Below are 23,744 nucleotides of genomic sequence, written 5' to 3' on the forward strand. Positions count from 1 at the left end.
AGGACTATTCCACCTTTCTAAAAATACTGATTCTTAAACACCAAAATTAAAGCAACTCTACGATAAATACTTATTACACTATCCTGACTCTATTAACCTTCTTATTCTGCCAACTATACCTCCTAATCCTCTTACTCCTGCCGAAACCACATGCGGCACAGTATCCTTTGGCAACGTTAAAACTATGCCTACCACACCTCCTACACCTGATATGCGTCTTGCTACGCCCGTGTTTACCGAAGGATGTCGTACCTTTAACCATAGCCTACACCCTCAGCCCTGTATAGGTGATACCAATACTACTGTATCCCCTCTTATAACTATAGTGCCAAGCTTCCTACTAGACCCGTCTGCCTTAATCTCTTCTGCTTCCTCGAGGACGATATTCAAGTGCTGGTCGTAGCTACTCAGCTTGCCTCTTATCGCTATATCGCCTTTCATTTTTATCAAGACTATTCTACCAACGTTCTCCTCGAGCATTCTGTACGTTGTCTCAACACTCATATACCATCCCATTCCTGGCCGAAGACAGAGTTGTCTAAACCTATTGCGTATTAATATAGGTTCGAGCATTTTAAAAATACTTAGCTGAGAGAGTTTTAAACATGCTTAGACACCCTCTCGCGAAGAAAGATAAGAAGAAGATTATACCGGAGGTAGCCGGGCAGTATCCTTTCCTAAACCTAGACGTAGAGGCTCCTATAGAGCTCGGAAGAGATAGCGACGGAGAGTACCTGATACTTAGAGGAGAGATCGTTTTATTCAGGTCTAATAAAACAGGGGGTAGGTGGATACCCTTGCTGAAATACCTCGCTAGACATAGTATCAAGCCCCAGCCAGGCATCTACATTGATAAAGGTGCTTCTAAAGCCTTGCTTAGAGGGGCTGACCTAATGGCCCCTGGTGTCAGGAGGGTTGAGGGAGGATTCGGGAAAGGGGGAGTCGTATACTTGTATGATGAAGAGACAGGTGCTCTAATAGCCGTAGGCGTAGCATTGTACTCTTCGGAGGAGTTGAAGAGCCTTAGTAAAGGGAAGGTTGTAGAAATAGTCCATTACGTAGGCGACTCTTATTTCAACAAGAGCGTCTAGTAAGGTGTACCGAATACAGCCTAGGCGGCAATAATTTAAAAAATAGATTTAGGAATCTTTATCAAGAGGTGGGTTTAAATGGCTTTCGAGAAAGGAGATTTCCTGCTAGTAGAATACACGGTGAGGGTTAAAGAGACCGGGAATGTCGTCGATACGACAGACCCTAATCTAGCCAAGCAGGAGAATATATACGACGAGCTCAGGGTGTACGGGCCAACTCTCATAGTCCTGGGGAAAGGCTGGCTGAATCCTTTTGTAGAAGAAGAACTCCTTAAATTCAGCGAAGGAGAGGAGAAGACTATTGAGGTAACCCCTGATAAAGCCTTTGGCGAGAGAGATCCCGGGAAGGTGAAGATATATAGCCTTAGGGAATTCGCTAAGAGAGGCTACGAGGTGAAAGTCGGAGACGTTGTAGAAACGGAGTCGGGTAGGGGGATTGTCAAGAGTATTAGCGGGGGAAGGGTGGTTGTAGACTTCAACCACCCGCTTGCCGGGAAGATCCTATTATACAAGGTGAAGGTTGTTAAAAAGCTTACGGATATACGCGAGAAACTACTATACCTTGCGGTAAGGCATTTGAATATACCGAGCGAAGAACTCAAGGTAGAATTAGACGAAGCCTCTAAGAGAATCCTGGTTTCAATACCAGGTAAGTATATAACGAGGAGGGAGCTGCCCTACGCTAAGATAAGCCTTGCAACAGACATCCTAGACATGTTTAAAGATGTTGTAAACGAGGTAGTATTCCAGGAGTCTATAGTTAGGAAGACAGGATAGTAGGAGTCTTCACGCGACACCTGTTTCTTTAACCAGCCTCTTAGCTGCCTCCTCTGTTAAACCATTCTCCCCTAGTATAGTATACCTCTCCGGCCTTATCTTGTGGGCTATAGTTAATGCTTTAACGATTACATCGGGCGGAATATTGATTTCATCGGCTGTCGTCGGAAGGCCGATCTTCTTCATAATATTCTTAACAAGCCTCCAACGCTTGTCCCCGTATAGGTATAACATTAGTATAGAGCCTAAGGCTACCTGCTCACCGTGGAGCGCCCTGCCTGGGGCTAGTATATCGAGGGCGTGGCTGAATAAATGCTCGCTACCGCTAGCAGGCCTGCTTGAACCAGCTATACACATAGCTACCCCGCTACTGATAAGTGCTTCAACCAGGATCCTAACCCCTTCCTCGCTACCGCTAGCTATAAGCTCGTGGTATCTTATAACATGCTTAGCGCTTAGCAGAGCCAGTTGGGCAGCGTACTCGCCGTAGTATTCGCCTTTAAGCCTATGGGCTAGCCTCCAGTCTTTTACAGCAGTAAACTTTCCGAGGAGGTCTCCAACCCCCGCTAATATAAGCCTCTTAGGCGCTTTAGAGATCACGTATGTATCTGCTATGATAGCACTAGGAGTCGTAGCGTAGACGCTTGTAGGCCTATCGAATCCTTTCAGGCTCGCGAAAGGACTAGCTATACCGTCATGGCTCGGCGCCGTAGGGATACTCACCATTCTCACGCCTGCCTTACTAGCCGAGTACTTAGCTAGGTCTATAACCCTCCCTCCCCCAACCCCTAGGACAACCCCGACCCCAGACTTTTTTATTAACCCGGCTAGCCTCTCGGCTTCACCCGCGCTTGCTTCGCCTGCTTCGAAAAACACTATTCTACGACCGCTCTCCTCTAGGTGCCCCGCGACCTCCTTCCCGGCAATCTCCCATGTCGTCCTACCAGCTATTATCCCGACGGCCTCCCCAGACCCCACTCCCATCTGGTCTAGTACCGCTGGCACCCTGCTTAGTATCCTACTGCCGACTACGACTATGAAAGGTAGTTTGATCTCGTGGAGGCTCAAGACAACATCCTCTCGGAATCTAATACATTTTTATAAGCTTAAAACAGAATCTGTGTTTCAAGGTGCAGTATTTTGAGCAGGGAGTCTAAGACTACTACAGTAGGATTGATCGCCGGGGACTACGTTGTCCTAGCAGCTGATAAAAGGGCTACGGGAGGCCCCACGGTATACCATAAGAGGGTTAGGAAGATACTGAAGATAACGGATTACGCTGCTATGACTATATCCGGGCTTGTAGCAGACGCCCAGTTCCTAGTCGATGAAGCAAGGTATATTGCTAGAATGTATGAAATAGAATATGGGAGGAAGATAAAGATATTCTCGCTAGCAAACTACATGTCCCTGATACTATCCGCATACCTAAGGTATGCTCCTTTCATAGTCCAGCTACTAGTAGGCGGCGTCGACGAAGAAGGGCCTTCACTATACTACCTAGACCTATACGGGAGTATATCAAGAGAGAAGTATGCTTCGACAGGTAGCGGCTCGCCTGTAGCGCTCGGCGTCTTAGAGAGAGAGTATAGGGATGGCCTCAGCCTCGAGGAGGCTAAGAAAATTGCTTTCAAAGCAGTTGAAGCAGCTGTAGCAAGAGACGGTTTCAGCGGTGAAGGAGTAGATATTGTTGTCATAGGCCCCGGATACTATTCTGAGGAGACCCTCCTATTCGAGAAAAAACTTGTAACCAAGTAAATGGTAGGTTCGGGCCTGGTAGATAGTAAAGGTTAATAGCTTCTTTTATATTAACGAGACAATGGTCGAACATACTCCTCGCTTATTATCCCAAAGGTGCGTTAAGAAGTGACTCTGCCTAGCGATATACTAGATAAGAATAGGAAAAGTCTCGTAGAAAGCCTTCTTAAAGAGATACCGCCCGAGCTAAATTTATCTAGCATAGAGTTCGAAGGCCCTGAGATAGTGCTCTACGTCAATAATAGGCAGGCTATCATCAAATACTTTGATACCATCAAGAATATTGCGAAGAAGATTAGGAAAAGGGTTGTTGTTAGAGTAAGCCCTGACGCTAGGCTGCCCCCCGAGGAGGCTAGGAAGAAGATACTAGAGCTAGTTCCTAAAGACGCTAACGTAGACCCTAATAACATAATATTCGATGAGACACTCGGCGAGGTATGGATTAAAGCAGAGAAGCCGGGGGCTATTATCGGGAAAGGGAATATCATAAGGCATTTCATACTATCCGAGACAGGGTGGAGGCCTGTACCGCTCAGGGCCTCGCCACTAGAGTCTAAGATGCTTAACGCTATAATGTCCAACCTCCTCAAGCAGAGCAAGTACAGGCTCGACTTCCTGAGGAGGGTTGGGGAGAGGATCCATAGGGATGTAATCTTCAAGAATAACTACGTGAGGGTGACAGCGCTAGGAGGTTTCATGGAAGTCGGTAGGTCTGCGATACTAGTCGAGACCAGGGAGAGCAGGATCCTACTAGACCTGGGTATAAACGTAGGCGCTTTAAACGACCCTAATAGAGCGTATCCTATCCTAGACTTGGATTCTATCAGGGTCGACGAGCTAGACGCTATTATAGTAACCCACGCCCACCTAGACCATGTTGGACTAGTACCCCTACTATACAAGTACGGTTACAGAGGGCCAACCTATATGACGAGGCCTACGAGAGAGCTGGCTGCTATAATGATACAGGACCTGATAAGGGTTTCTAGGAGGGAGGGCAGGGAGCTTTTATTCGGTGAGAAAGACCTTTCGACTATGATCCTCCATACTATTACAGTAGAGTACGATGAGGTCACGGATGTAGCCCCTGATATAAAGCTGACGATGTATAACGCAGGGCATATACTCGGTTCAGCTATAGTACACCTGCATATCGGTATGGGCTTGCACAATATCGTCTATACTGGTGATTTCAAATACACTAATACAAGGCTCCTAGACAGGGCTGTAGACGAATTCCCCCGTGTCGAGACGCTTATAATGGAGAGTACCTACGGTGCTACAAAACAGCAGAGTAGGATGGCTGCGGAGCAGCAGCTAGTCGATATCGTTAAGAAGACTATTGAGAGAAAAGGTATCGTGCTAATACCTGTCTTCGCGGTTGGGAGGGGGCAGGAGATTATGATAGTGTTAAACGAGGCTATCAACAGGAAGCTGATACCTCCTGTCAACATATATATTGAAGGATTGATAAACGAGGTTACAGCTATACACACAGAATACCCCGAGTACATGAGCAGGAGTTTGAGAGATGTTATCTACAGGGGTGAGAACCCGTTTACAAGCGACTACTTTAAGATTATTGAAGGAGATGTCGCTAAACCTGATATAGTCGAAGACAGGCCTTCGATAATAATAGCTACAAGCGGTATGCTCACAGGCGGCCCCGCAGTAGACTACCTCAAGCTGATAGCAGGAGACGAGAAGAGCTCTCTCGTATTCGTAGGGTACCAGTCCGAGGGGACTCTCGGCAGGAAGATCAAAGACGGTATGAGAGAGATCCCGACTGTCACCGAAGGGCGTGTCGAGATACTCAAGATAAACCTAGAGGTTTACAGTATAGACGGTTTCAGCGGTCACAGCGACCAGACAGAGCTTGTGAAATACGCTTTAAACATCAAGCCCAAGCCTAAGAACATAATCCTCAACCACGGGGAGCCGGAGGCTATACACACACTAGCCAGGATACTGTCTAGGGCCGTGAGAGACCCATCCTCAGGCTACTCGGGAACCCCGAACATATATACTCCTAGCGTACTAGACAGTATCAACCTCACAGCACCTAGGTAGCGTGGCTTCTATGGTTAGAAGAGTGTTATTTCCCGGGAGGTTCCAGCCATTCCATAAAGGGCACGCCTACGCCCTCAAATGGCTTCTTGAGAGATTCGACGAGGTAGTTGTAGCAGTTGGGAGTGCCCAGGAGGGTTTCACATGTGAAAACCCTTTTACCTGCGGCGAGAGGCTTGAGATGATAAGGGGTTTTACAAAGCTAGAAGGGTTGGATGACAGGGTCTGGCTGATACCGCTACCCGATATTAGAATGCCCCCCGCCTGGACAGCCTACACCCTATCCATCTCCCCCAGGGTAGACGCTGTTGCCTCGGGTAACCCCCAGGTGCTCGAATTATTCAAGTGGATTAGGGTTGAGACAGTTGAAATACCTCTTTTCAACCCGGGTGATTACAAAGGGACTGTAGTGAGGAGGCTTATGGCCCACGGCTTAGAGTGGAAGCAGCTAGTCCCCGAGGCTGTCTCAGAGTTTATCGAAAGGATTAATGGTGTGGAGAGAGTTAGGAGGCTGTGCCGTGTTGAAGCCTATTGAAATAGACGGTAGCATAGGGGAAGGAGGAGGGCAGATACTAAGGTACAGCCTGGCTCTCTCAGCTCTCACACTAAAGCCTGTGAGGATATTCAATATAAGAGCGAAGAGAGACAACCCGGGTCTGAGACCCCAGCATTTAACAGCTGTTAGAGCCCTCAAAGAGGTCACGAGGGCTTTCGTTAAAGGCGCTGAAGTAGGTAGTATGGAGTTGTATTTTGAACCGAGGGAGAGGGCGGGCGGTTATATAAGGCTCGACGTGGGGACGGCTGGTAGCGTAAGCCTAGTGCTTCAAGCGATCCTACCCGTACTAATATTCAGCGAGAGGGATTCTACAATCGAGATAACAGGAGGTACCGACGTAGAGTGGAGTCCTCCAATAGACTATATGAGGTTCGTTTTCGCACACAACATAAGGTTCACAGGGGTAGAGCTATCGATCGAAGTCAAGAAGAGAGGCCACTACCCCCGGGGAGGAGGTCTTGTAGTAGCCCGGGTCAAGAGCGTTAGCAGCCCGCTTAAGAGTATCAGGCTTGTAGAACACGGCGGGGTAGTCGGGGTCAGGGGCTTGAGCCACGCTGTCAAACTACCTAAGCATGTAGCAGAAAGACAGGCTTCCTCCGCATCTAGAGTAGTCAGGGAGAGGCTTGGGATAGAGCCTGTAATAGACCTAGAGTACTACGAGCCTGGTAGAGACCCCCATCTTGGGCCTGGGAGCGGTATAGTACTCTACGCCGATACCAGATCCGGGACCAGAATCGGCGCTGATTCGCTAGGGGCTAGAGGCAAGCCTGCTGAGAGAGTTGGGAGCGAGGTTGCTGAGCTACTTGTCGAAGAAGTCTCCAAAGGCATGTGCTTCGATAGGCATATGGGGGATATGCTCATACCCTACCTGGTACTAGCAGGAGGCTTGAGCGAAGTAGGAGTATCTAGTATCACACTGCATACTCTGACAGCTATAGAGGTGTCTAAGATATTCTTCCCCGAGGCAGAGATCAGGGTTAGGGGAGGTCTAGGAGAACCGGGTATCATAAGCGTTAGAGGAGTCTCCTTCCAGCCCTGAACAAGTCTGCCAGCGCCTTCTTCAACTCTTCTAGGCCTGCTCCAGTCAGTGCTGAGACCGGTATCGGCCTAACACCTATCTTGCTACCTATCTCTTCGAGCAGTCTTCCTAACCCGCCCTCCCCCAGGGTGTCTATCTTATTCAAGGCTACTATAATGGGTTTGCCGCCTAGCATACTCTTAACTGATTCGTAGACTGCTATCTGCTGGCTTAGGCTGTAGTAGGCGTTAGGGTTCGCGTCGAAAACGTAGAGTACTGCGTTCGAAAGGTGTTTCACAGCTAGGACTGCTTTCAACTCTATCTCGTTCATCTCGCTCACAGGCCTGTCCAGTATACCCGGGGTGTCTACTAGTACTATCACCCCCTCGTCTAACCCTAGGTGGCCTACTATAATAGTCTTCGTCGTGAAAGGGAAAGTACCTATCTCTGGCCTAGCCCTTGTAAGCCTGCTTAGCAGGGTGGATTTACCCACCTGGGGCATCCCGGCTATGACGACTACCATATCCCCTCTGACACTAGGCATTTTAGAAAGCTCTGCTACACCCGTCTTAACTCTGGATATAATCTTGTTATTCCTCTTGTAGACCGAGAGGCATCTACCAAGCCCTTCTCTAAACAGAGAGGTTACCGCCTCTCTCTCAGCAGCCTTCTCTAGCTCGCTTAAATAGCTGGATTCTATCCTTGCTAGATTAATCAAGCTCTTCCTAATCCTAGAATACGCCTCCCCTGTGTCGATACCTGTGTAAAGCCTGAAGACCTCCCTGTAGAAATCTCCTAACCCTTCAATAAGCCTGAGAGCTTCCCCAACTCTCTCAAGCTCTCCTCTAATAATATCGCATGCTGTCGTAAGCTTCGTAGCAAGCAGCCTCCGCAGTGCAACCTCCCTGCTTCTAGCCTTCACCCCCGTTTGTCTAATAGAACGCAGCCTACTATCTACCAAACGGTAGACTTCTTCGAAAGTCCTGATATAGACCTTCTTCAAATCCTCGGCCAAAAACACAACCCCATGCCACTAGCACGTACTGCTATTATGGAACCAGGGTTTTGAATACTGCCTTGACAGGGTAGGGTTAGTAGTACGTGGGAAAGTTTATAATAATATGGGGCTAAAATATATCCGGGCAACTTATGCGGAGTAAAAGGGTTCTCAACATCGATAATGCCGGTAGGATAATGATCGATGCTATTATAATATTTGTAATAGTTTTCGCGAGCATATCCGCTTTTATAACTATTATAGTAACCGGGCACGATATCTACATGCTTCTAGCTGGTTTAAGAGATTTAGATCTAACACACCTACAGGATATTGCTAACGAGATAGTATTCGTATTCGTATTCCTCGAGATCCTCAGGTCTGCGCTTGTGGCTAGGAAGAGGCCTGAGGAGTATATTGCGGCACTAGGCGAGGTAGGTTTCATAATAACCGTGAGAGATGTTTTAAGGTCTTCTATAATCGGCTCCTCGCGAGACATAGTTCTATCTGCGGTCGGTTCAGCGATATTTATTCTAATTATATACATTACACGAAAATATATCCTCCCAGTTAGAAGAAGCGAGACCTACGAGCGGGAGGTATAAAACTAAGATTTTTATTTTCAAAACAATATCTCTACTCCTGCAACGGGATTAGGCTTGACGATTATAGTATCGGCTCTCGCTAGCCAGGCCCATAGCACTCCTGTTAGAGACCTCGTTTCGAAAGCTAGAAGGTTTATCGCTAGAGTACTCCTACCCCGGCATGTAGACAGGTTTGTTGTCGAGAAGTATGTTAGGAAGGCTATTAGAACCGCTGCCTGGAGGTCTCTTAGAGTAGAATCCAGAGCCCTCCTCCTAGCCCTCAGGAGGTTCCAGGGGGTTGTTAAATCTATGGTTCTGAAATCAATCCTCTACGATATATTCGTAGAAATCGAGCTCTCCACTCTGAGAGGGAGGGCTTTATTCTACGGGTTTATCCAGGCTATTAGAAACGGTTTAGAGCAAGTTCTAGGCGATTTAAAAAGGGTTCTAACCCTGGGGATATTCTACCTGAATACACCAACCCACTACAGGTTCTACGGGTGACTTACGCTGGAAGATGCGATCAACTAGCTGTGTTCTAGGCTAGTATACTCTAGGCGCCTGGGAGCAAGTAATACTATTCGCGAGGCGTTCGGCTGGCAACGTATGTGTACTGCTTTAAACCAGGCCTACGGAGTCTGCTAGAAACGAGGTTCTTATTCGATCGAGTAGCACCTGGTAGAAAGAGGCTTGTATTAGAGCAAGATAAGTAATATGCCTTATACCATACGCTTATGCTGTTAGATTTCATAGGCTTGTCTCTTGCGCTAGCTCATTTCACAGTGCCTCTAGCATACTATGCTTACATTGTAAAATACTATAGGAGGCCCTGGGATATCGGGCTGGAACCAGGATATAAGCCGAGGGTAACGGTTATAGTACCAACGTATAATGAAGCCAGGCTGATCGAGAGGAGGCTAGACAATATCTACAGCCAGGACTACCCGAGGGATCTGCTGGAGGTTATCGTAGTAGACTCTGCTAGTACCGATGGTACTGTAGAGAAGGTTGCCGAGTGGTGTAGGAGGCACCCGGATATTGCTGTAAGAATCGTTAGAGAAGGGGAGAGGAGGGGTAAGGGGTTTGCTCTTAATAATGCTTTAAAGTACTGTAGTGGTGAAATAATTGTTGTAACAGACGCTGACTCCGAGTGGGTTGGGAGGGATTGCTTAAGCAAGGCTGTCAGCTGGTTCTCGAACCCTACTGTAGGAGCAGTATCCTGTGTTAAAACCCCTGCTTCGAGCGGTTTAGCCGGTGTCGAGGAAGGGTATAGGGGTTTCTACAATATCATGAGAGTAGGCGAGTCCAAGGCCTGGTCTACCCCTGTTTTCCACGGTGAGCTAGCTGCCTACAGGAGGAGCCTGCTCGAGGAGATCGGAGGTTTCCCTACAGATATAGGGGCTGACGACAGTTATACTGCGACCAGGATAGCTCTAATGGGTTATAGGGCTATAATACCCGGGGATATAGCCTGTCTAGAGCTAGTCCCTTCCAGAGGCTACCACAAATGGAGGATTAGGAGGGCACAGCACCTGGTGCAACACTTCTGGAAGATACTAAGGGCTAGGCACAAGGCTCCTAAAAGGTTTAAAACAGTATTATACGCTGAAACATACCTCCACCTCTTCAACCCGTGGATACTATTAGCTGCAGCAATACTCTTAGCAGCCTCAGCGGCTACAGGCAGCCTCCTAGCAATACTACTACTCACCCTAGGACTCGCCCTACTATTATTCAAACCCTACAGGACATGGATAGCTACACAGCTATACCTGATAGCAGCCGCTGTAAGAAACCTCTGGACGAGAGAACTAGCTTGGGAGAAAACATTAAAGTAGGCCACACTCTAGAACCAGGCTTCAATAAGGTATTGAGAAGCTTGTCGAAGAACGAGGTCTTCGAGTATCTAAGAATGGTTAAAGCTGTTCTCACAAACCCAACTAAAACAAATATCCTGAGGCTAATGGCATATCCACTGGTGAAGCTAGTGCCATCGCTAAGACAGCTAATAGTTGTTGTAGCAGAGAAATCGCGAGAGCCTAGATTAACACACATAGAGAGATGGGGATGAAACTACTCTTTATACACCTAGCTACTGCCCCATATAGGCAGTGTTGAGTATGTTATCAAGAGTGTTGTCGAGAGGCTTGCTAGGCTTGGACACGATGTAATTGTTCTAGCCGGTGAGCCCAGTGTTGATAAGTCTAGAGAGGAGGAGATCAATTGATTCATGTCATTAGATGCCTGTTTGGAGCCCTAATGGAGCATATCATATACCGAGGATGAGAGGCGGGCTCTTCAAGTGTTTAAGAGAAGCGCGAAGATACTCAATGTTATTCACTTTCCGTAGACTTCCTCAGAGGAGATTTAATAAACCCTGGTATACATAGATATACCTGGTGTACTAGTGTGAGTGTCACGGTATCGATAAAGGTGCGTAAGGAGCTTGTAGAGCTCGCGGATAAGATGGTGCGCTATGGTATTGCTAGGAGTAGGTCTCATGCGTTCAATATTATGATTGAGAAGGGGTTGCGTGAGGTTGTTGGAGAGGTGGAGTTTTGGGAGAATGTATTCAGGAAGGTTGAGGAGCTAGAGAAGCAGGGGTATACTCTAAAACATGGTGGTCTAAGCAAGATCCTAGAGGAGGATAGGGGTTAGTGGTGTGAAAGAGACTTGAGCCTAACATACATAGATACAAGTGTAATCATCTCCTACATTGATGAAGCTGATCCCAGTCACGATAGAGGGGTGAGAATTGTTAACAGTATTAGTGGTAAGAGAGGTGTCTCTAAGCTAACTCTCGTGGAGCTTGCCTCTGTCTACTCACGAGCAGGGCTCGAAAACCCCATCGAACTCGCGATATACTCGATAAGAAGAATTAGAGCTGAGATGCTTAGCGTCGATTTTAACGAGCTGATGGAGGTAGCTGTCAAGTATGCTCCAATCCTAAAACTTAAAACACTCGACTTACTACACCTAATAGCATGCTTTAAGACTGGGTGTAAAGCATTCGCTACATTGGATAATGATATTATCAAGAAAGCTAGTGTAGTAAATAAAACTCTGGGTATTGAGATAATAACTGCACCATGACCGCCATGCTCTCACCTATAAGACCCTATTTTCTGTCTATATTGAGAACACTCTCCACGGACTCTCTACCTATATCCATCGACGGTTTAAGGCTCAGGATCTTTAGTGATGGTTTCGGAGCTCTAGAGGAAACCTGTTTACAAATGTTTATTTCACTGATGAAGAGATTAGGGTGCTAGAACAATAGTTGATCTGGGAGCACATCAATGCTCCTCCACTGTAGAATCCATTATTAAAGCCGCCACCAGCTCTAAATAATTTTGAATACCTGTAAATATTTGCGAGTATTTGATGTGCTGTCTAAATACTTTTGCTAGGCTCTAAAGAATATTAGGCTCTTATACAATGTGTTTTGTTGTACCTGTGAAGGGGTTTATCCGCCGAGATAGCGGCGGATCCCAGAGGGGGAGGCAGCAAGAAAAGAGGATGATATGAGATGCGGATGCGGGGGTGCCTGGGTCACCCCAAAGCGCCTCTGCCGTGAAGGATGAAGCCAGACGGAGCAGGGGAATAAGAGATGAGGGGATGAAGCAAATAATTAAAAGTATTTACAGGTAGCTACAAGTATTCACCAGACCCGAACCCTCCCCAGGTCAGCTAATCATCGCTGTGGAGCTAAATCCTATTGCTGTAAAACTTTATAATATCAAGGCTCTAGGCAACATAATTAATGCGAAGAGCCTGAGAATCAAGACAGCTGTTTGGGACCTAGAGGGAGAGATATATCTAGATATGAGCTACTGGAGCGAGGGAGTACATATTAGTACATCCGGTAGAGGATTAAGGGTAAGAGCTGCAACTATGGATGATATACTAAACCTCGCAGAGGGTAGAACAATTGTTAAAATAGATATTGAAGGTGTTGAATACAAGGTGTTAAGTAAGGCAGAGCTAGAGAACGTAGACATAATTCCTTTAGAAGTTCATGGAAGTATAGAACCGATAGTAAAGATTCTTAAAGATAAAGGATTCGAAACATACATCTTTGCTTACCCCATCAGCAAAGAGCTTTCGCTTGCATGGTTAAAGACAAAACCAAAGAGCTATGGAGCCATCATAGCCCTACAGACTTATCGCATCTCAAATAGCAAAACCACACATCACGATAGTCAAAGGAGTTAAACCATGAAGATCCTCTTCACTGCCCCGAGATACTATACATATATTGGTGGTGTTGAGTATGTTGTTAAGAGTGCTGTCGAGAGATTTGCTAGGCTTGGGCTTAATGGTAATGTATAATGGTTTACTCTATGAGATTTCCTAAAGTCTTCGTGTATAGAGGTTCATTCATAGTCTATCTCTTTCTAAAGGCTTTATCTACGTTGTTAGCCACGTTTATCCCTCTAGACTATGTTGCTATCCCATCTATCACAGGGCTTAGATTTGTTATACCTAAGCGTGGCTATGCCTCAGGTGCTAGACTCATCACACTTATGCTCGGATAAGTAGAGCCCCGTAGAGAGAGTATTTCAGGAAGTTGATTAAGCGTGCCAAGGTTTTCATAGATGTTGGAGCTGCTAGCGATGGTTACTACTCGCTTATCGCAGCAAAGCTTAACAGGAATACCTACGTCATAGCTGTTGAGCCCTCCCCACGGAATACATGTATCTAGTACACAATGTCAAGATAAACAAGCTCGAAGGAAAAATCCTGTGCCTCAACATAGGCCTCTCAGATAAATACGTAGAGACCTATTTAGAGAATAGAAGGATCCTATTTACGAGACTAGACGATCTCGTGAAAGCTCTAAGTATTGATAGAGTCGATATAGTGAAACTAGATGCTGAGGGTCGTGGAGCATCAATAATAGCAGGAGCATTAGAAACAATCAAGAAATTCAAACCCATAGTATTCTTTGAAGTGCATAACGAAGAAGAGAGAAGAGCCATTGAAACACTATCTAAGATAGGCTACGAGGTATATAGAGAAGTAGGAGAGATGCACATACTCATACCTGGGAGTAGAGACGGGTTAGCGCTATGAAAATCGTCTACATAGCCCCATTCTACTATCCCGTGGTTGGCGGTGTTGAAGAGGTTGTTAGAAGAATTGCAGAGTACATGGTTGGCAGAGGACATGATGTTTATGTTATTACGTATAATAGGCTTAGGAGGGGAGGCTTAGGTTCTTTACCCATAGAGGAGGAGATTAATGGTGTTAAAGTTATTAGGCTTAGACCTAGCTTCACATGGAGTCACGGCTCTTACAGCCCCAAGCTTCCAGACATGCTTAAAAAGCTTAAACCAGATATTGTTCATGTTCACGTTTGGAGACATCCCCACGTATTTCAAGTAGCTAAACTAAAGAAGGAGCTGAACTTTAAAGCAATATTGCATGGACATGCGCCATTCCACGGGATAGACCAACTAGGCCTAATAACCTGGACATACCACAGGCTTGTGGACAAAACCTTAAGAAACGCTCTACACAACTACGACATATACATCGCACTGACAAACCACGAGAAGGAAATAGCAACGAGAAAACTCGGGCTAAGCGAGGACAAGGTGGTAGTGGTGCCAAACGGCATTGAAGAGGATCATTGCAAAACAAACAACGACAGGGAAAACACCATACTCTACTTAGGTAGGATAAGCAGGGCCAAGAACATACAACTTCTAATAAAGGCAATGAAGCACGTAAGCAGCGTTGTAAAGGATGCAGAATTAATACTGGCGGGCCCAGACGAGGGGCTAATAAGGCAGATAATGAACTACGCAGGCAGGCATGGAATAAGGGCTAGGTACCTAGGCGTGGTCACGGAGGAGGAGAAGCACAGGCTATACCTGAGAAGTAGGGTCTACGCACTACCATCAACCTACGAACCCTTCGGAATAACACTACTCGAGGCAGGCATACACGCAACACCAAGCACAATAACAGGAGACGGAGGACAGTTAGAGGTAGCACCACCAGGCATAGCAAGCCTTTGGGCTGAGCCAAAACCCGAGAAGTATGGAGAAGCCGTAATCACTCTGTTAACTGATTGTAGTCTATGGAGGAAGCTAAGTATACAGGCAAGAGAGTGGGCATTACAGTATGTCTGGAGCGAGATACTATATAAATATGAAGACCTTTACAAGAGGCTAACCACATGAAAATAGTCCATGTAATCCATCATTATTGGCCTATTGTAGGTGGGATAGAAAACGTTGTTAAGGCTTTAGCCGAGGGTATGGCTAAACTAGGTCATGAAGTACATGTAATCACTAGTACCTATGGTGCTGAGAATAGACCTAGGGAAGAGGTTATCAACGGCGTCTACATCCATAGAGTTAAGTCACTTAGATTATACTCCCCAGACCTTACGTACCCTCTCGAAATACCTAAGAACATCTTAAGAGATGCGGATATTGTTCATGGACATAGTCAAAACAGCTTATTTGCAGTAAAAATTGTTGAGGAAGCTAAGAAGCTAGGTGTTAAAACAGCTATGCATTTCATGGCTGTAGACGCATTTGGAAATTATCCAAACCCCTTTATTAGACCTTTAGCCTCATACTATGGAAGACTATGCGTTAGGAAAGCTATTAGTGTAAGCGATATCAAGCTTGCTAAAAGTTTAAGGGATATAAATATTCTAGAAACAATGTTCGATGTGAGAGCACTTTACGTGCCTGATGGAATAGATAAGAATCTTCTTGAGATTCCTAGCATGGCCGAGGAGTTTCAAAGAAAATACGGTCTTCATAAACCATTCATAGTTTATATCGGGAGATTACACAAGCTCAAAGGTGTTGACATACTTATAAAAGCTATGTCCATAGCCATCAAGGAGGATCCCGAACTTTATGCAGTTATAATTGGTCCTGGAGAACAAAGACCCTATAGAGAGCTGGCTAAGAGACTAGGGGTAGAGGGAAATGTTTTATTCCTAGGATTTGTAAATGAAAAGACAAAGATAGGTGCTATTGATTCCTCGATAGCATTAGTACTTCCAAGTATTTGTGACTATGTTGAGGTATACTCGCTGGTTGTAAGCGAAGCATGGGCTAGAGGAAAACCCGTTATAGCCTCGTCAGTTGGAGAAATACCCTACAGAGTAAAGCATATGGTAAACGGTTTATTGGTTCCGCCGAGAAATCCAAAAGCGCTCGCAGAAACTATAATAGCAATTGCTCAGGATAAAAAATTGAGCAGGAAACTTGGTCTTGAAGGTAAAAAACAAGTAGTTGTATGGGATGAAGTAATAAGCAAGCTATTAGTACTATATACTTCTTGAGGTACCATCTATGCAAAACCCTCGAGTAAAAATTACTATTGACTTACTGGATAAGCATGCTCGCAGAATAAAGAATATCATCGAGCTTGGTGTAGGGGATGGACCACTTTTACTAGAGGTTGCCCGAAGGGTGGGAGCTAGGTTTTTAGTCGTCAATGTGAAAGGAGCTTTCTATAACCATGATCCAATTTCATATATCAACATGATTGTGCCGAAAGTAGTTCCAAGCATGGCTGAAATAATTTTAATTGCGACAAAACCTATTAAGTAGTTAGTAATGACTACTAATTTGATGCTGATGATGGGCAATAAGCATAAACCGCTTACATTTTTTAAAATACTTCCAGATCTCATATAAATATACAATGGATTAATTATGAAATATGCTGTAAACCCTAGTAGTAGGGAGGCTTTCAGTATATTCGTAGCAGAGGCTCTGGCGATGGGAGTGCCGGCGATTGTTTCGAGGGAGATAGCCGAGAACCTCAACGCTAGCGGTAGCCTGTTTACAGACGACCTACTGGTTGAGAATAGAGCTACTACCCCACATGGGGGCGTGTTATGGAGGAGTACCTGAGGAAGCTCTACCACTCTCAAATTAGCTAACCATATGATTGGCTAGTGTGATTGAGGTGAGCAAAGCGTGAGCATCCGCCTCACATCACGCTCACACGATTCTCACCGCGGCATCAGTCCTGCGTCTAGCCGCATCACATAAATTTAAGTTTAGGATGCTTACACAGCTTTAAAGGGTGGTGAGAGACTCAATAAGGGTGTAGTGAAGACGAGCAAACGAGACATCAATTCGCGTCAAGACGTATCTAGAGGGTTGGAGGAGCGTAGGGAAGCTTTACTCAGAGCGTTTGGGCTAAGCCCATCTAGAGAGACGCTAGTTAAAATACTTAAGCTCCAGAGCCTCCTAGAGCGTGGTGCCACCCTTAGAGGCGCTATTAGGAGAGTTGGTCTCGGCTGGAAGAACTACTACAAGTACGCACCAGTAATATACATGTCGCCAAGGCTTCTAGTACCAATTTCAAAAAGCTACCTGAGGGTCCACGCAGTTCACTTCGGCTGGGAACTCGTGGAACGGATTAGGCTAGCAGTGAATGAAGTTGTTAAGGATGCCGTGCTAGAGATGGCTAAGAGGCTTCTAAAGGGCAAGATAAAGCACAGAGACCTGGGAAAACGTTGGCTAAGAGTAGCACAAGACCTTGTCAAAGCCTGGATGCACGAGGTATTCGTAAGCCTCGTAGAACAAACACCTATATAGCAATTGAAGTTAGGTGATTGTTATTAATATTCTAGTTATAGCATTAATGACTTTAGCTAATATATTGGTATTAACCTTTATTTCCATGCATAAAGTAAAATTTGACTTTGCTATTCCTAGAGTATCGATTTATGCTATTTTAATTGCTATTTTGAAATTGGTTTTTATATTAAAGCCTATAAATCTATTGATCGCAAATCTTGTTACGTCTGTAGGCATAGTCTTAGCCTTGCTATCAAACAATAAAAAGGTTTTTATCTTTGTCACGACTTTAATATTTATAGCCTCGCCAATACAGGTTTTATCCAGATACGGTTTTTCACCTATAGGATACGATGAGGGGAGATTCTGGGGGTTTGCTTCACTTATCGAAAAATATGGACGCTATGATTATTCATTCGCTATTTACGAGAACCCCTATTATCAATTATTCGGGGTAGTTTCCTATATAGACTATCTATACAAGGAGATAACACGTTTAAATATGGAAACAGGAAACACCATTCTTGTTATTATACTTAATATAACGATTCTTATGCTTTTCTATATGATAATAAGACGACTAAAACTAGAAATGCTTGGCACGAGTATAGTACTAACCTCCTTATTTTTACAACAAATAGCAATGCCTATATTGAATTTTATTCCACAGTCGCTTTCATATATCTACCTGTCAGAGATCTTAGCTGTTCTCTTAGCATTAAGCGACAGTAAGCAACGCATGCCGGCTTCAAGCAGTCTCCTATTGATCATGATCACGGTAGTTGCTTCTACTATCACTCATGTCACAGTACCTCTAGTTCTTATCATAACATCGATCTATTTGCTGATAACATTTTTTATAATTAATACAACAAATAAAAGGCTAAGAGTTGGTAAAACCATTACTCACATATTCTTAGGAGTCTATGTTATCGCTTTAACATATTGGTTTTACTCTGCATCCTTAAGTACGCTAATAGGAGGGGGTAAAATCACAATATTGTCGTTGCTAACGGCCTTGAAGAATCTGTTATTTCATGAAGAAAAGGCAGGTGAAGCTATTACATCAAGTATATTGTGGCTTGGGGAAATGCCTAGTGCATCGCTTTATACGGAAACGCTACTTATAGCAGCTACAGTTTTATCCGCATTTAAGTTTATGAAGGTTTTAATGTCGAAACAGCAAGCACAGAAATTGGATGGCGGTAGCCTGTTAGTTGGGAGTTTAGTATTTGCAGCATTAACGTTCTATTTATTTACCGCATTTGCTAGCACAAGACGTTACTATTATGTAGCATTTATTTTATCAGAGATAGCTCTAGGATATTTGCTTACAGAAATTCACCAGGATCAAGAGAGAGTCAAATTCCTAGCGTCAAATACTTATTTAGTAAAGAAGGAAAAAGTAAGAGCTATACTGTCAGCTCTAGTAATTATTGGAGTTATAACTGCGATATGTTTACTTTCTGGAACATATATAGCGGATAATTACATGCCATTGCCAGGGAGAACTGAGTGGGATATTTCTAGGCAGATTTTCTACCTTTTAGATAACGATACGTGGTTCTATATATCAGCACTGGGAGGTCCCTCAGCGTACACCGATCTGAGATTAGCCGTGCCGTTGACTTATTATGGTTTAACAGACTTCCCGAACATATTAGAAAGGCGCTCGATTTTAATTGGTATAAAATTCGATGATCTCGGAGAACGCTTTATAGACAGATATTTTGCAAGTGTTTATAAGAATATGCTTGATGCGAAAGAGTACGATATCGTTGGTATCTGGGGCGAGTACCATATAATAAAATTCGATAGCTTTAGTGATTAATATGCAGACCAGGATGATAATAATTCTCTCAGGTCATATGGGAACGGGTAAAACTACTCTAAGCAAAATATTATTGAAACATCTAAACGCTATGGGAATTAAAGCCAAGTATTCATATATATCCTCTTTTCACTTTTTAGTCTATTACCTAAACTATTTGTTGCTGAGGGTAAGGTTTCCATCTAGTTTTGTAAAGTTATTTAGGAAAACGGGGATACATCCTTTAAGCCTAAATTCATACTTGTTAAGAAGAATCATCAATGTATTAATAATGTTAGAGGTCTTCTCCCTCTCTACTATCTACCTGCTTAAAGTAATATTACCGCTTAAACTACGTCTAAAGGATGTAATCGTTGTTGACGAAGGGCCTATACACACGATAGCAGCCTACCTAGCTTTGATTAACGAACTAAGGCAAAACTCTGGCAAAAATAGGGTTGGACGCGGCAAGTTTTTAATTTATGTAGCTCTCAAACTAGTTCTACATGTGAAAAAACATACCCGGATAAAGACGTATTATCTCTGTCATAACTCATCAAATGAGCTTATCCAAAGTATTAGAAGAAGGGGTTATCCTCCATTTCTTGAGTATGCCATATCATACAATAAAGTGTTTGACTACGCTAAAGAATTTGTCGAGAAATCTATAAATCTAGAGATAAAGGTCTTTAACATCTCGAAAGAGGGCTACGCCACCATATTAAACAATGTACTTAACGATATAACCAATAGTAGCAATGGCGTTGGGTAGTGTGTGATCATGACCAAGCCTCTAGTAACAGTGATAATGGTCACATTCAATTCCATGAAAATTAAACATATCTTAGATGAAGCGCTAGATCATTTGCTGAAGGTTAGCTACAGACCACTTGAAATCATAATAGTAGATAATGGGTCTACGGATGGAACATTTGAGTACATACGTAAAGTCGTTAGTGAGAAAGCTCCTAGGGATGTTCAATTCAAACTTCTTAGGCTATCTAAGAACTATGGATTTGCTATAGCAAACAATATTGCCTTCCTCTACAGAAATAGGGAGTCTAAGTATGTTGTTCTCATAAATAACGATTTGGCTGTGGAGCCGCATAGCCTTGAGATTTTAATAAAATTTTTGGAGGAAAATAAAGATGTTGCAGGTGTTCAAGGAAAAATTCTGACATGGGACGGCAGGAGAATAGATAGTGCAGGATGTTTTATGGATGTCTTCCTCGGAACATATACTAGATGTCAAGGGGCATCGAGCTCGGCTTGTAACGAGCCAATGTATGTAGGGTATATCGATGGAGCCTTTTCTATATATAGAGTTGATGCTTTGTTGAAGGCTAGCAAAATTATCGGAATAAGTGGAATTTTCATACCATTCTTTTTTATGTACGGCGATGATTACGAACTGGGAACTAGATTACAAAAATTATTAAATTACAAATTAATGTATTTGCCCCTAATTGTTGGAAGGCACTATAGATCAGCCACTGTAAAGGTATTGAATAATCCGATCTATGAGTATTGGGGGTGGCTTAGCGAAATAGCAGTTAGAGTACTATATGATAGAATGTGGACTACAAAAATGCTATTAATATTCCCTATAGCAATAGGAATATCCCTATTAAAACCAAGCAAATACGTTATTAGAGGGTTCATAAGCGGAATAATAAGAGGCATTAAGTTGTCAAGAAAAATACCTCGAATAAAAAAATTGCAGACATCTCGATGCACAAATATTTGCTCAAAACCCTACGCGAAGTATAAACTTATGCTAATATTAATGTTTAGATACTTGTTAAAATATGGTAGAAGAGGCTCTAAAATCCTTTACTTAGTAATCTCAAGATGCCTAGGAATAGATGCATGTATTGAAAAATTGTTTTAGAGTTATAGGTATATCATAAGCTATACCTATCTCTATATACTACAATGTTAATTAAGAAAACCATATTAAATGAGGCTCATCCATACTTCGACTACCATGTCTAGGTTTTGCTTTGGAATAGAGGATACAAAGTTAAATATGTACCGGTAGAATGCGGCTTACATTACCACGGGAAAAACAATCGGTGAGCTATCTAAATACTATGGTTATAGAGCCCACATAGCTCTTAGTATAGTTATTAGCACTAGATATAGTAATTCATTAATTCGAAAACTACTAATGCAAGAGAGAAAGATTTACAAGCTTACCGATAAGAACAAGTATAAGGCAATGAGCGACGGTATTAAACTAGGTGTGAAAACACTTTCGTTATTAGGCGCGTCTCTAAGCTTCTATAAAGCACCATATGTAAAAGTAATCTATCCCGAAGCACTCAAAACACTTATACCTATAAAACTCGGGGGAAGAGAGAAAACCATTATGCCACAGGAGTTAACTACGGGGATGTAAGGATGAAGGTTAGATTTGTATCATGGAATACAGGTCTTGCTGGTGGTAATAGAGCTGTTTTTGAAGTTGCTAATAGGCTTTACGAACGTGGATACAAAGTCGATATTGTAGCATTGGGTGGTGATCATTCCTGGTTCAATGTTAAAGTTCCTATCAATTATATCGAAGGTTTCGAAATAGCAAAAAAGAACAAGTTAATTAGTACTTCAACCAGCGTTTTAACAACGTTATACAGTGTTCTTAAACACGGGGTTAAAAAGCGTTATAAGTTATTGGATCTAGGATCTTTTATTGCTAACAAGTATGGAGTTTATCTAGACCTGATTAGATACTTAGCTGAAAACATCTCTGGAGCTGATGTATATATAGCCACTTGGTATCCGACCGCTCTATCTATATGGCTTGGTACTCGAGGTGATTCAAAAAAACTATTTTTCATGCAAGATTTTCCTGAGCTTGTCGAATATGCTGATGGAGACTATGGTCTCAGACTATTTAAGCTAACACTTATGCTACCATTTATATTCATTGCTAATTCAAGTTATACTAGGGATTTAATTCTTGAAGTCAATCCTACAGCAAAGATCTATGTATCCGGTGTTGGTGTGGATACAGAAATCTTCTATCCGAGGAAGAAAAGAATTATCGATGCTGGGAATAAATATATTATTATGATTATTTTAAGAGGGGCATGGTTTAAAGGCGATGATATAGCTATCAAGGTAGTTAATGGTTTGAATAAGAGAATACCAGTAATGGGCTTGCTCGTTGGCCACAGAAATATTGTGGACAAAGTTTTCAGAAGAGTTAGACCCGAGTTTCCGTATATAATCTTTAGCGGTGTAAACGATGACGAGTTAGCCAAACTTTACTCGAACAGTGATTTATTTCTATTCACATCATATGCCGAAGGCTTTGGGCTACCACCACTTGAGGCAATGGCTTGCGGCACTCCTGTTGTCATGACTGATGCTAAGGGTAATAGAGACTATGCTATAAATGGTTTCAATAGCATTATTGTTGAACCAGGCAATATAGAGGCTTTAACCGATGCAGCGTATCAAGTATTGACAGATCAGAGCCTTAGAGAGCGACTGATCCAAGGTGGTTTAGAAACTGCGAGGAAGTGGTCATGGGAGAAAGTTGTAGACGTATTTGAAAAAGCTATTAAAGAGGTGTAGCTATGAAAGTAACAGTTATCGTTGTGGCGTATAGTAGGAAACGGTACTTAATGGACGCGTTAAAAAGTCTTGTAAGCCAAGTAGAACCCCGGATCAAGTTATAGTAGTTAAAAATTTCGACGATGAAATAGTAGATAACTATATAATTAAGCATGGTTGGACTAGCATAGAGAGCAGCTCTCTCAAATATGGTGAATTTATATCATCAGCTATAGAAGAGGCTAAGGGCGATATTATAGTATTTTTAGAAGATGATGATGTTTTTGAGAAAGAGAAGATGAAAACAATTAAGAAGATTTTTAGAAATCCAAAGATAAGCTATGGTCATAATGCTAGAAGCTTCATAATTGAGAAAACTCTCTTAGACTCTCGCCCTCTAGAGATCCTCGGTATAATTAGGTTCTTAGAAAGCATAACGCCTAAACAAGATGTGATTGTAGACACGTTTAGTAAACATTCTGATGGATATCTCATTAAATTTAGAGATATTATATCAACTGTTAGTTTAATGAGTATTAGATCTGATTGTATCAAGGAGAGAATTAATGATTTAAAGAAAATAAGCATAAGTGTCGAAACATTTATACCTGCTGCGGCTAGTGAGTGCGGTTTCTTATACCATACTCCTCTGAGATTAACCAGATACAGAATTCATAGTAGTTCTTCAATAGCTTTCACAAGATCCGGGAAATTACGTGTGCTTAAGAACTACGCTAGAGCTATCAAAGATCACGAACTTATAGTAAACATGTTAAGATCCGAGAACAGGCTGAGAAATGTAATTAAATATTTTCGGTCTGAGGCTAAGTTAGTATTATAGAATACAGGGCTGATCTCATTGAAATCTCTTACACTTGATGATTTACAAAATCTATGTAGATATGATTTTAGAAGATGTCTACGTATTCCTAAGACAGTCATTAATTATCTGCTAAGT

General features: G+C 43.2%; 30 protein-coding genes. 25 read left to right on the forward strand and 5 right to left on the reverse strand.

The features are described 5' to 3' along the window. Positions 1 to 73: 73 nt before the first annotated feature. Both ACSU1N_RS02150 and ACSU1N_RS02155 read right to left on the reverse strand, forming a co-directional pair. Complete coding sequence (locus ACSU1N_RS02150) at positions 74 to 262, reverse strand: 50S ribosomal protein L37e (RefSeq protein ID WP_440059977.1); 189 nt, start codon at positions 260 to 262, stop codon at positions 74 to 76. A gap of 11 nt (positions 263 to 273) precedes the next feature. Continuing rightward, positions 274 to 516, reverse strand: a complete 243-nt coding sequence (locus ACSU1N_RS02155; RefSeq protein WP_440059978.1) for an LSm family protein — start codon at positions 514 to 516, stop codon at positions 274 to 276. Between the two features lie 89 nt (positions 517 to 605). On the opposite strand from ACSU1N_RS02155, the gene ACSU1N_RS02160 reads away from it, so the two are divergent. Both ACSU1N_RS02160 and ACSU1N_RS02165 read left to right on the forward strand, forming a co-directional pair. Next, entirely contained in the window at positions 606 to 1,091 is a 486-nt protein-coding gene (locus ACSU1N_RS02160; protein ID WP_440059979.1) for a DUF1947 domain-containing protein, read from the forward strand. 78 nt (positions 1,092 to 1,169) lie between these two features. After that, positions 1,170 to 1,868, forward strand: coding sequence for an FKBP-type peptidyl-prolyl cis-trans isomerase (locus tag ACSU1N_RS02165; protein ID WP_440059980.1), 699 nt, complete (start codon positions 1,170 to 1,172; stop codon positions 1,866 to 1,868). Positions 1,869 to 1,877: 9 nt separating this feature from the next. Here ACSU1N_RS02165 and ACSU1N_RS02170 read toward each other — a convergent pair whose 3' ends face one another. Further along, positions 1,878 to 2,936, reverse strand: coding sequence for an NAD(P)-dependent glycerol-1-phosphate dehydrogenase (locus tag ACSU1N_RS02170; protein ID WP_440059981.1), 1,059 nt, complete (start codon positions 2,934 to 2,936; stop codon positions 1,878 to 1,880). A 72-nt stretch (positions 2,937 to 3,008) separates the two neighbouring features. On the opposite strand from ACSU1N_RS02170, the gene ACSU1N_RS02175 reads away from it, so the two are divergent. From ACSU1N_RS02175 to rtcA, 4 genes are all read left to right on the forward strand, one after another. Then, positions 3,009 to 3,626 carry a proteasome subunit beta gene (locus ACSU1N_RS02175; protein ID WP_440059982.1) on the forward strand — a complete coding sequence of 206 codons (618 nt, stop codon included), beginning with the start codon at positions 3,009 to 3,011 and terminating at the stop codon, positions 3,624 to 3,626. Between the two features lie 108 nt (positions 3,627 to 3,734). Continuing rightward, a complete protein-coding gene (locus tag ACSU1N_RS02180) occupies positions 3,735 to 5,696 on the forward strand; it encodes a beta-CASP ribonuclease aCPSF1 (RefSeq protein ID WP_440059983.1) in 1,962 nt (653 codons plus the stop codon). 10 nt (positions 5,697 to 5,706) lie between these two features. Then, positions 5,707 to 6,228 carry a nicotinamide-nucleotide adenylyltransferase gene (locus ACSU1N_RS02185; protein ID WP_440059984.1) on the forward strand — a complete coding sequence of 174 codons (522 nt, stop codon included), beginning with the start codon at positions 5,707 to 5,709 and terminating at the stop codon, positions 6,226 to 6,228. After that, complete coding sequence (gene rtcA / locus ACSU1N_RS02190; RefSeq protein ID WP_440059985.1) at positions 6,182 to 7,288, forward strand: RNA 3'-terminal phosphate cyclase; 1,107 nt, start codon at positions 6,182 to 6,184, stop codon at positions 7,286 to 7,288. The genes ACSU1N_RS02185 and rtcA overlap by 47 nt, the downstream gene beginning before the upstream one ends. Here the strand turns inward: rtcA and ACSU1N_RS02195 are convergent. Then, positions 7,263 to 8,282, reverse strand: a complete 1,020-nt coding sequence (locus tag ACSU1N_RS02195; protein ID WP_440059986.1) for an NOG1 family protein — start codon at positions 8,280 to 8,282, stop codon at positions 7,263 to 7,265. The two genes, rtcA and ACSU1N_RS02195, sit on opposite strands and share 26 nt — an antisense overlap. Before the next feature lie 134 nt (positions 8,283 to 8,416). Here ACSU1N_RS02195 and ACSU1N_RS02200 point away from each other — a divergent pair, with 134 nt between their 5' ends. From ACSU1N_RS02200 to ACSU1N_RS02215, 4 genes are all read left to right on the forward strand, one after another. Beyond that, on the forward strand, positions 8,417 to 8,869 hold the full coding sequence (locus ACSU1N_RS02200; RefSeq protein WP_440059987.1) for a hypothetical protein: 453 nt from the start codon (positions 8,417 to 8,419) through the stop codon (positions 8,867 to 8,869). 54 nt (positions 8,870 to 8,923) lie between these two features. Then, on the forward strand, positions 8,924 to 9,352 hold the full coding sequence (locus ACSU1N_RS02205; RefSeq protein ID WP_440059988.1) for a hypothetical protein: 429 nt from the start codon (positions 8,924 to 8,926) through the stop codon (positions 9,350 to 9,352). A 230-nt stretch (positions 9,353 to 9,582) separates the two neighbouring features. Further along, entirely contained in the window at positions 9,583 to 10,686 is a 1,104-nt protein-coding gene (locus ACSU1N_RS02210) for a glycosyltransferase (protein WP_440059989.1), read from the forward strand. Next, positions 10,665 to 10,919 carry a hypothetical protein gene (locus ACSU1N_RS02215; protein ID WP_440059990.1) on the forward strand — a complete coding sequence of 85 codons (255 nt, stop codon included), beginning with the start codon at positions 10,665 to 10,667 and terminating at the stop codon, positions 10,917 to 10,919. Before ACSU1N_RS02210 ends, ACSU1N_RS02215 begins: the two co-directional genes overlap by 22 nt. Positions 10,920 to 10,936: 17 nt before the next feature. On the opposite strand, the gene ACSU1N_RS02220 is transcribed toward ACSU1N_RS02215, so the two are convergent. Continuing rightward, positions 10,937 to 11,080, reverse strand: a complete 144-nt coding sequence (locus tag ACSU1N_RS02220) for a hypothetical protein (protein WP_440059991.1) — start codon at positions 11,078 to 11,080, stop codon at positions 10,937 to 10,939. 177 nt (positions 11,081 to 11,257) lie between these two features. Between ACSU1N_RS02220 and ACSU1N_RS02225 the strand changes: the two genes are divergently transcribed. The 15 genes from ACSU1N_RS02225 to ACSU1N_RS02295 all read left to right on the forward strand — a co-directional run bounded on the left by ACSU1N_RS02225 (position 11,258) and on the right by ACSU1N_RS02295 (position 23,627). Then, a complete protein-coding gene (locus ACSU1N_RS02225) occupies positions 11,258 to 11,506 on the forward strand; it encodes a hypothetical protein (RefSeq protein ID WP_440059992.1) in 249 nt (82 codons plus the stop codon). Positions 11,507 to 11,521: 15 nt separating this feature from the next. Further along, entirely contained in the window at positions 11,522 to 11,941 is a 420-nt protein-coding gene (locus tag ACSU1N_RS02230) for a type II toxin-antitoxin system VapC family toxin (RefSeq protein WP_440059993.1), read from the forward strand. Positions 11,942 to 12,550: 609 nt separating this feature from the next. Then, positions 12,551 to 13,063 carry an FkbM family methyltransferase gene (locus ACSU1N_RS02235; protein WP_440059994.1) on the forward strand — a complete coding sequence of 171 codons (513 nt, stop codon included), beginning with the start codon at positions 12,551 to 12,553 and terminating at the stop codon, positions 13,061 to 13,063. Positions 13,064 to 13,418: 355 nt separating this feature from the next. Next, positions 13,419 to 13,553: a hypothetical protein gene (locus ACSU1N_RS02240; RefSeq protein WP_440059995.1), complete on the forward strand. Its 135-nt coding sequence runs from the start codon at positions 13,419 to 13,421 to the stop codon at positions 13,551 to 13,553. Then, complete coding sequence (locus ACSU1N_RS02245) at positions 13,544 to 13,924, forward strand: FkbM family methyltransferase (RefSeq protein WP_440059996.1); 381 nt, start codon at positions 13,544 to 13,546, stop codon at positions 13,922 to 13,924. Before ACSU1N_RS02240 ends, ACSU1N_RS02245 begins: the two co-directional genes overlap by 10 nt. Beyond that, positions 13,921 to 15,039 (forward strand): glycosyltransferase family 4 protein, encoded by a 1,119-nt coding sequence (locus ACSU1N_RS02250; RefSeq protein ID WP_440059997.1) that lies wholly within the window; start codon positions 13,921 to 13,923, stop codon positions 15,037 to 15,039. Before ACSU1N_RS02245 ends, ACSU1N_RS02250 begins: the two co-directional genes overlap by 4 nt. Next, the gene (locus tag ACSU1N_RS02255) at positions 15,036 to 16,163 is read left to right on the forward strand and encodes a glycosyltransferase family 4 protein (RefSeq protein ID WP_440059998.1); all 1,128 of its coding nucleotides are present in this window, start codon (positions 15,036 to 15,038) and stop codon (positions 16,161 to 16,163) included. Before ACSU1N_RS02250 ends, ACSU1N_RS02255 begins: the two co-directional genes overlap by 4 nt. A 376-nt stretch (positions 16,164 to 16,539) precedes the next feature. Next, positions 16,540 to 16,740, forward strand: a complete 201-nt coding sequence (locus tag ACSU1N_RS02260) for a hypothetical protein (protein WP_440059999.1) — start codon at positions 16,540 to 16,542, stop codon at positions 16,738 to 16,740. Between the two features lie 252 nt (positions 16,741 to 16,992). Further along, entirely contained in the window at positions 16,993 to 17,433 is a 441-nt protein-coding gene (locus tag ACSU1N_RS02265) for a hypothetical protein (protein ID WP_440060000.1), read from the forward strand. 85 nt (positions 17,434 to 17,518) lie between these two features. Further along, positions 17,519 to 19,246 carry a hypothetical protein gene (locus tag ACSU1N_RS02270; protein ID WP_440060001.1) on the forward strand — a complete coding sequence of 576 codons (1,728 nt, stop codon included), beginning with the start codon at positions 17,519 to 17,521 and terminating at the stop codon, positions 19,244 to 19,246. A gap of 1 nt (position 19,247) precedes the next feature. Next, positions 19,248 to 19,997, forward strand: a complete 750-nt coding sequence (locus ACSU1N_RS02275) for a hypothetical protein (protein ID WP_440060002.1) — start codon at positions 19,248 to 19,250, stop codon at positions 19,995 to 19,997. 36 nt (positions 19,998 to 20,033) lie between these two features. After that, positions 20,034 to 21,116, forward strand: coding sequence for a glycosyltransferase (locus tag ACSU1N_RS02280; protein ID WP_440060258.1), 1,083 nt, complete (start codon positions 20,034 to 20,036; stop codon positions 21,114 to 21,116). 279 nt (positions 21,117 to 21,395) lie between these two features. Further along, on the forward strand, positions 21,396 to 21,626 hold the full coding sequence (locus tag ACSU1N_RS02285) for a hypothetical protein (protein WP_440060003.1): 231 nt from the start codon (positions 21,396 to 21,398) through the stop codon (positions 21,624 to 21,626). Between the two features lie 2 nt (positions 21,627 to 21,628). Further along, positions 21,629 to 22,807 (forward strand): glycosyltransferase family 4 protein, encoded by a 1,179-nt coding sequence (locus ACSU1N_RS02290; RefSeq protein ID WP_440060004.1) that lies wholly within the window; start codon positions 21,629 to 21,631, stop codon positions 22,805 to 22,807. Between the two features lie 508 nt (positions 22,808 to 23,315). Continuing rightward, positions 23,316 to 23,627, forward strand: coding sequence for a hypothetical protein (locus ACSU1N_RS02295; protein WP_440060005.1), 312 nt, complete (start codon positions 23,316 to 23,318; stop codon positions 23,625 to 23,627). Positions 23,628 to 23,744 lie beyond the last annotated feature (117 nt).

Origin of the sequence: Thermogladius sp. 4427co, assembly GCF_051933805.1 — an archaeon.
Taxonomy (GTDB): Archaea; Thermoproteota; Thermoprotei_A; order Sulfolobales; family Desulfurococcaceae; genus Thermogladius.

Bases quoted from the DNA above. Each gene is read 5' to 3' on its own strand.
- ACSU1N_RS02150 (WP_440059977.1), bottom strand. From the start codon at position 262: ATGGTTAAAGGTACGACATCCTTCGGTAAACACGGGCGTAGCAAGACG.
- ACSU1N_RS02155 (WP_440059978.1), bottom strand. From the start codon at position 516: ATGGGATGGTATATGAGTGTTGAGACAACGTACAGAATGCTCGAGGAG.
- ACSU1N_RS02160 (WP_440059979.1), top strand. From the start codon at position 606: ATGCTTAGACACCCTCTCGCGAAGAAAGATAAGAAGAAGATTATACCG.
- ACSU1N_RS02165 (WP_440059980.1), top strand. From the start codon at position 1,170: ATGGCTTTCGAGAAAGGAGATTTCCTGCTAGTAGAATACACGGTGAGG.
- ACSU1N_RS02185 (WP_440059984.1), top strand. From the start codon at position 5,707: ATGGTTAGAAGAGTGTTATTTCCCGGGAGGTTCCAGCCATTCCATAAA.
- rtcA (WP_440059985.1), top strand. From the start codon at position 6,182: ATGGTGTGGAGAGAGTTAGGAGGCTGTGCCGTGTTGAAGCCTATTGAA.
- ACSU1N_RS02200 (WP_440059987.1), top strand. From the start codon at position 8,417: ATGCGGAGTAAAAGGGTTCTCAACATCGATAATGCCGGTAGGATAATG.
- ACSU1N_RS02210 (WP_440059989.1), top strand. From the start codon at position 9,583: ATGCTGTTAGATTTCATAGGCTTGTCTCTTGCGCTAGCTCATTTCACA.
- ACSU1N_RS02220 (WP_440059991.1), bottom strand. From the start codon at position 11,080: ATGAATCAATTGATCTCCTCCTCTCTAGACTTATCAACACTGGGCTCA.
- ACSU1N_RS02245 (WP_440059996.1), top strand. From the start codon at position 13,544: ATGTATCTAGTACACAATGTCAAGATAAACAAGCTCGAAGGAAAAATC.
- ACSU1N_RS02250 (WP_440059997.1), top strand. From the start codon at position 13,921: ATGAAAATCGTCTACATAGCCCCATTCTACTATCCCGTGGTTGGCGGT.
- ACSU1N_RS02255 (WP_440059998.1), top strand. From the start codon at position 15,036: ATGAAAATAGTCCATGTAATCCATCATTATTGGCCTATTGTAGGTGGG.
- ACSU1N_RS02260 (WP_440059999.1), top strand. From the start codon at position 16,540: ATGAAATATGCTGTAAACCCTAGTAGTAGGGAGGCTTTCAGTATATTC.
- ACSU1N_RS02270 (WP_440060001.1), top strand. From the start codon at position 17,519: ATGCATAAAGTAAAATTTGACTTTGCTATTCCTAGAGTATCGATTTAT.
- ACSU1N_RS02275 (WP_440060002.1), top strand. From the start codon at position 19,248: ATGCAGACCAGGATGATAATAATTCTCTCAGGTCATATGGGAACGGGT.
- ACSU1N_RS02280 (WP_440060258.1), top strand. From the start codon at position 20,034: ATGGTCACATTCAATTCCATGAAAATTAAACATATCTTAGATGAAGCG.
- ACSU1N_RS02285 (WP_440060003.1), top strand. From the start codon at position 21,396: ATGCAAGAGAGAAAGATTTACAAGCTTACCGATAAGAACAAGTATAAG.
- ACSU1N_RS02290 (WP_440060004.1), top strand. From the start codon at position 21,629: ATGAAGGTTAGATTTGTATCATGGAATACAGGTCTTGCTGGTGGTAAT.
- ACSU1N_RS02295 (WP_440060005.1), top strand. From the start codon at position 23,316: ATGAGTATTAGATCTGATTGTATCAAGGAGAGAATTAATGATTTAAAG.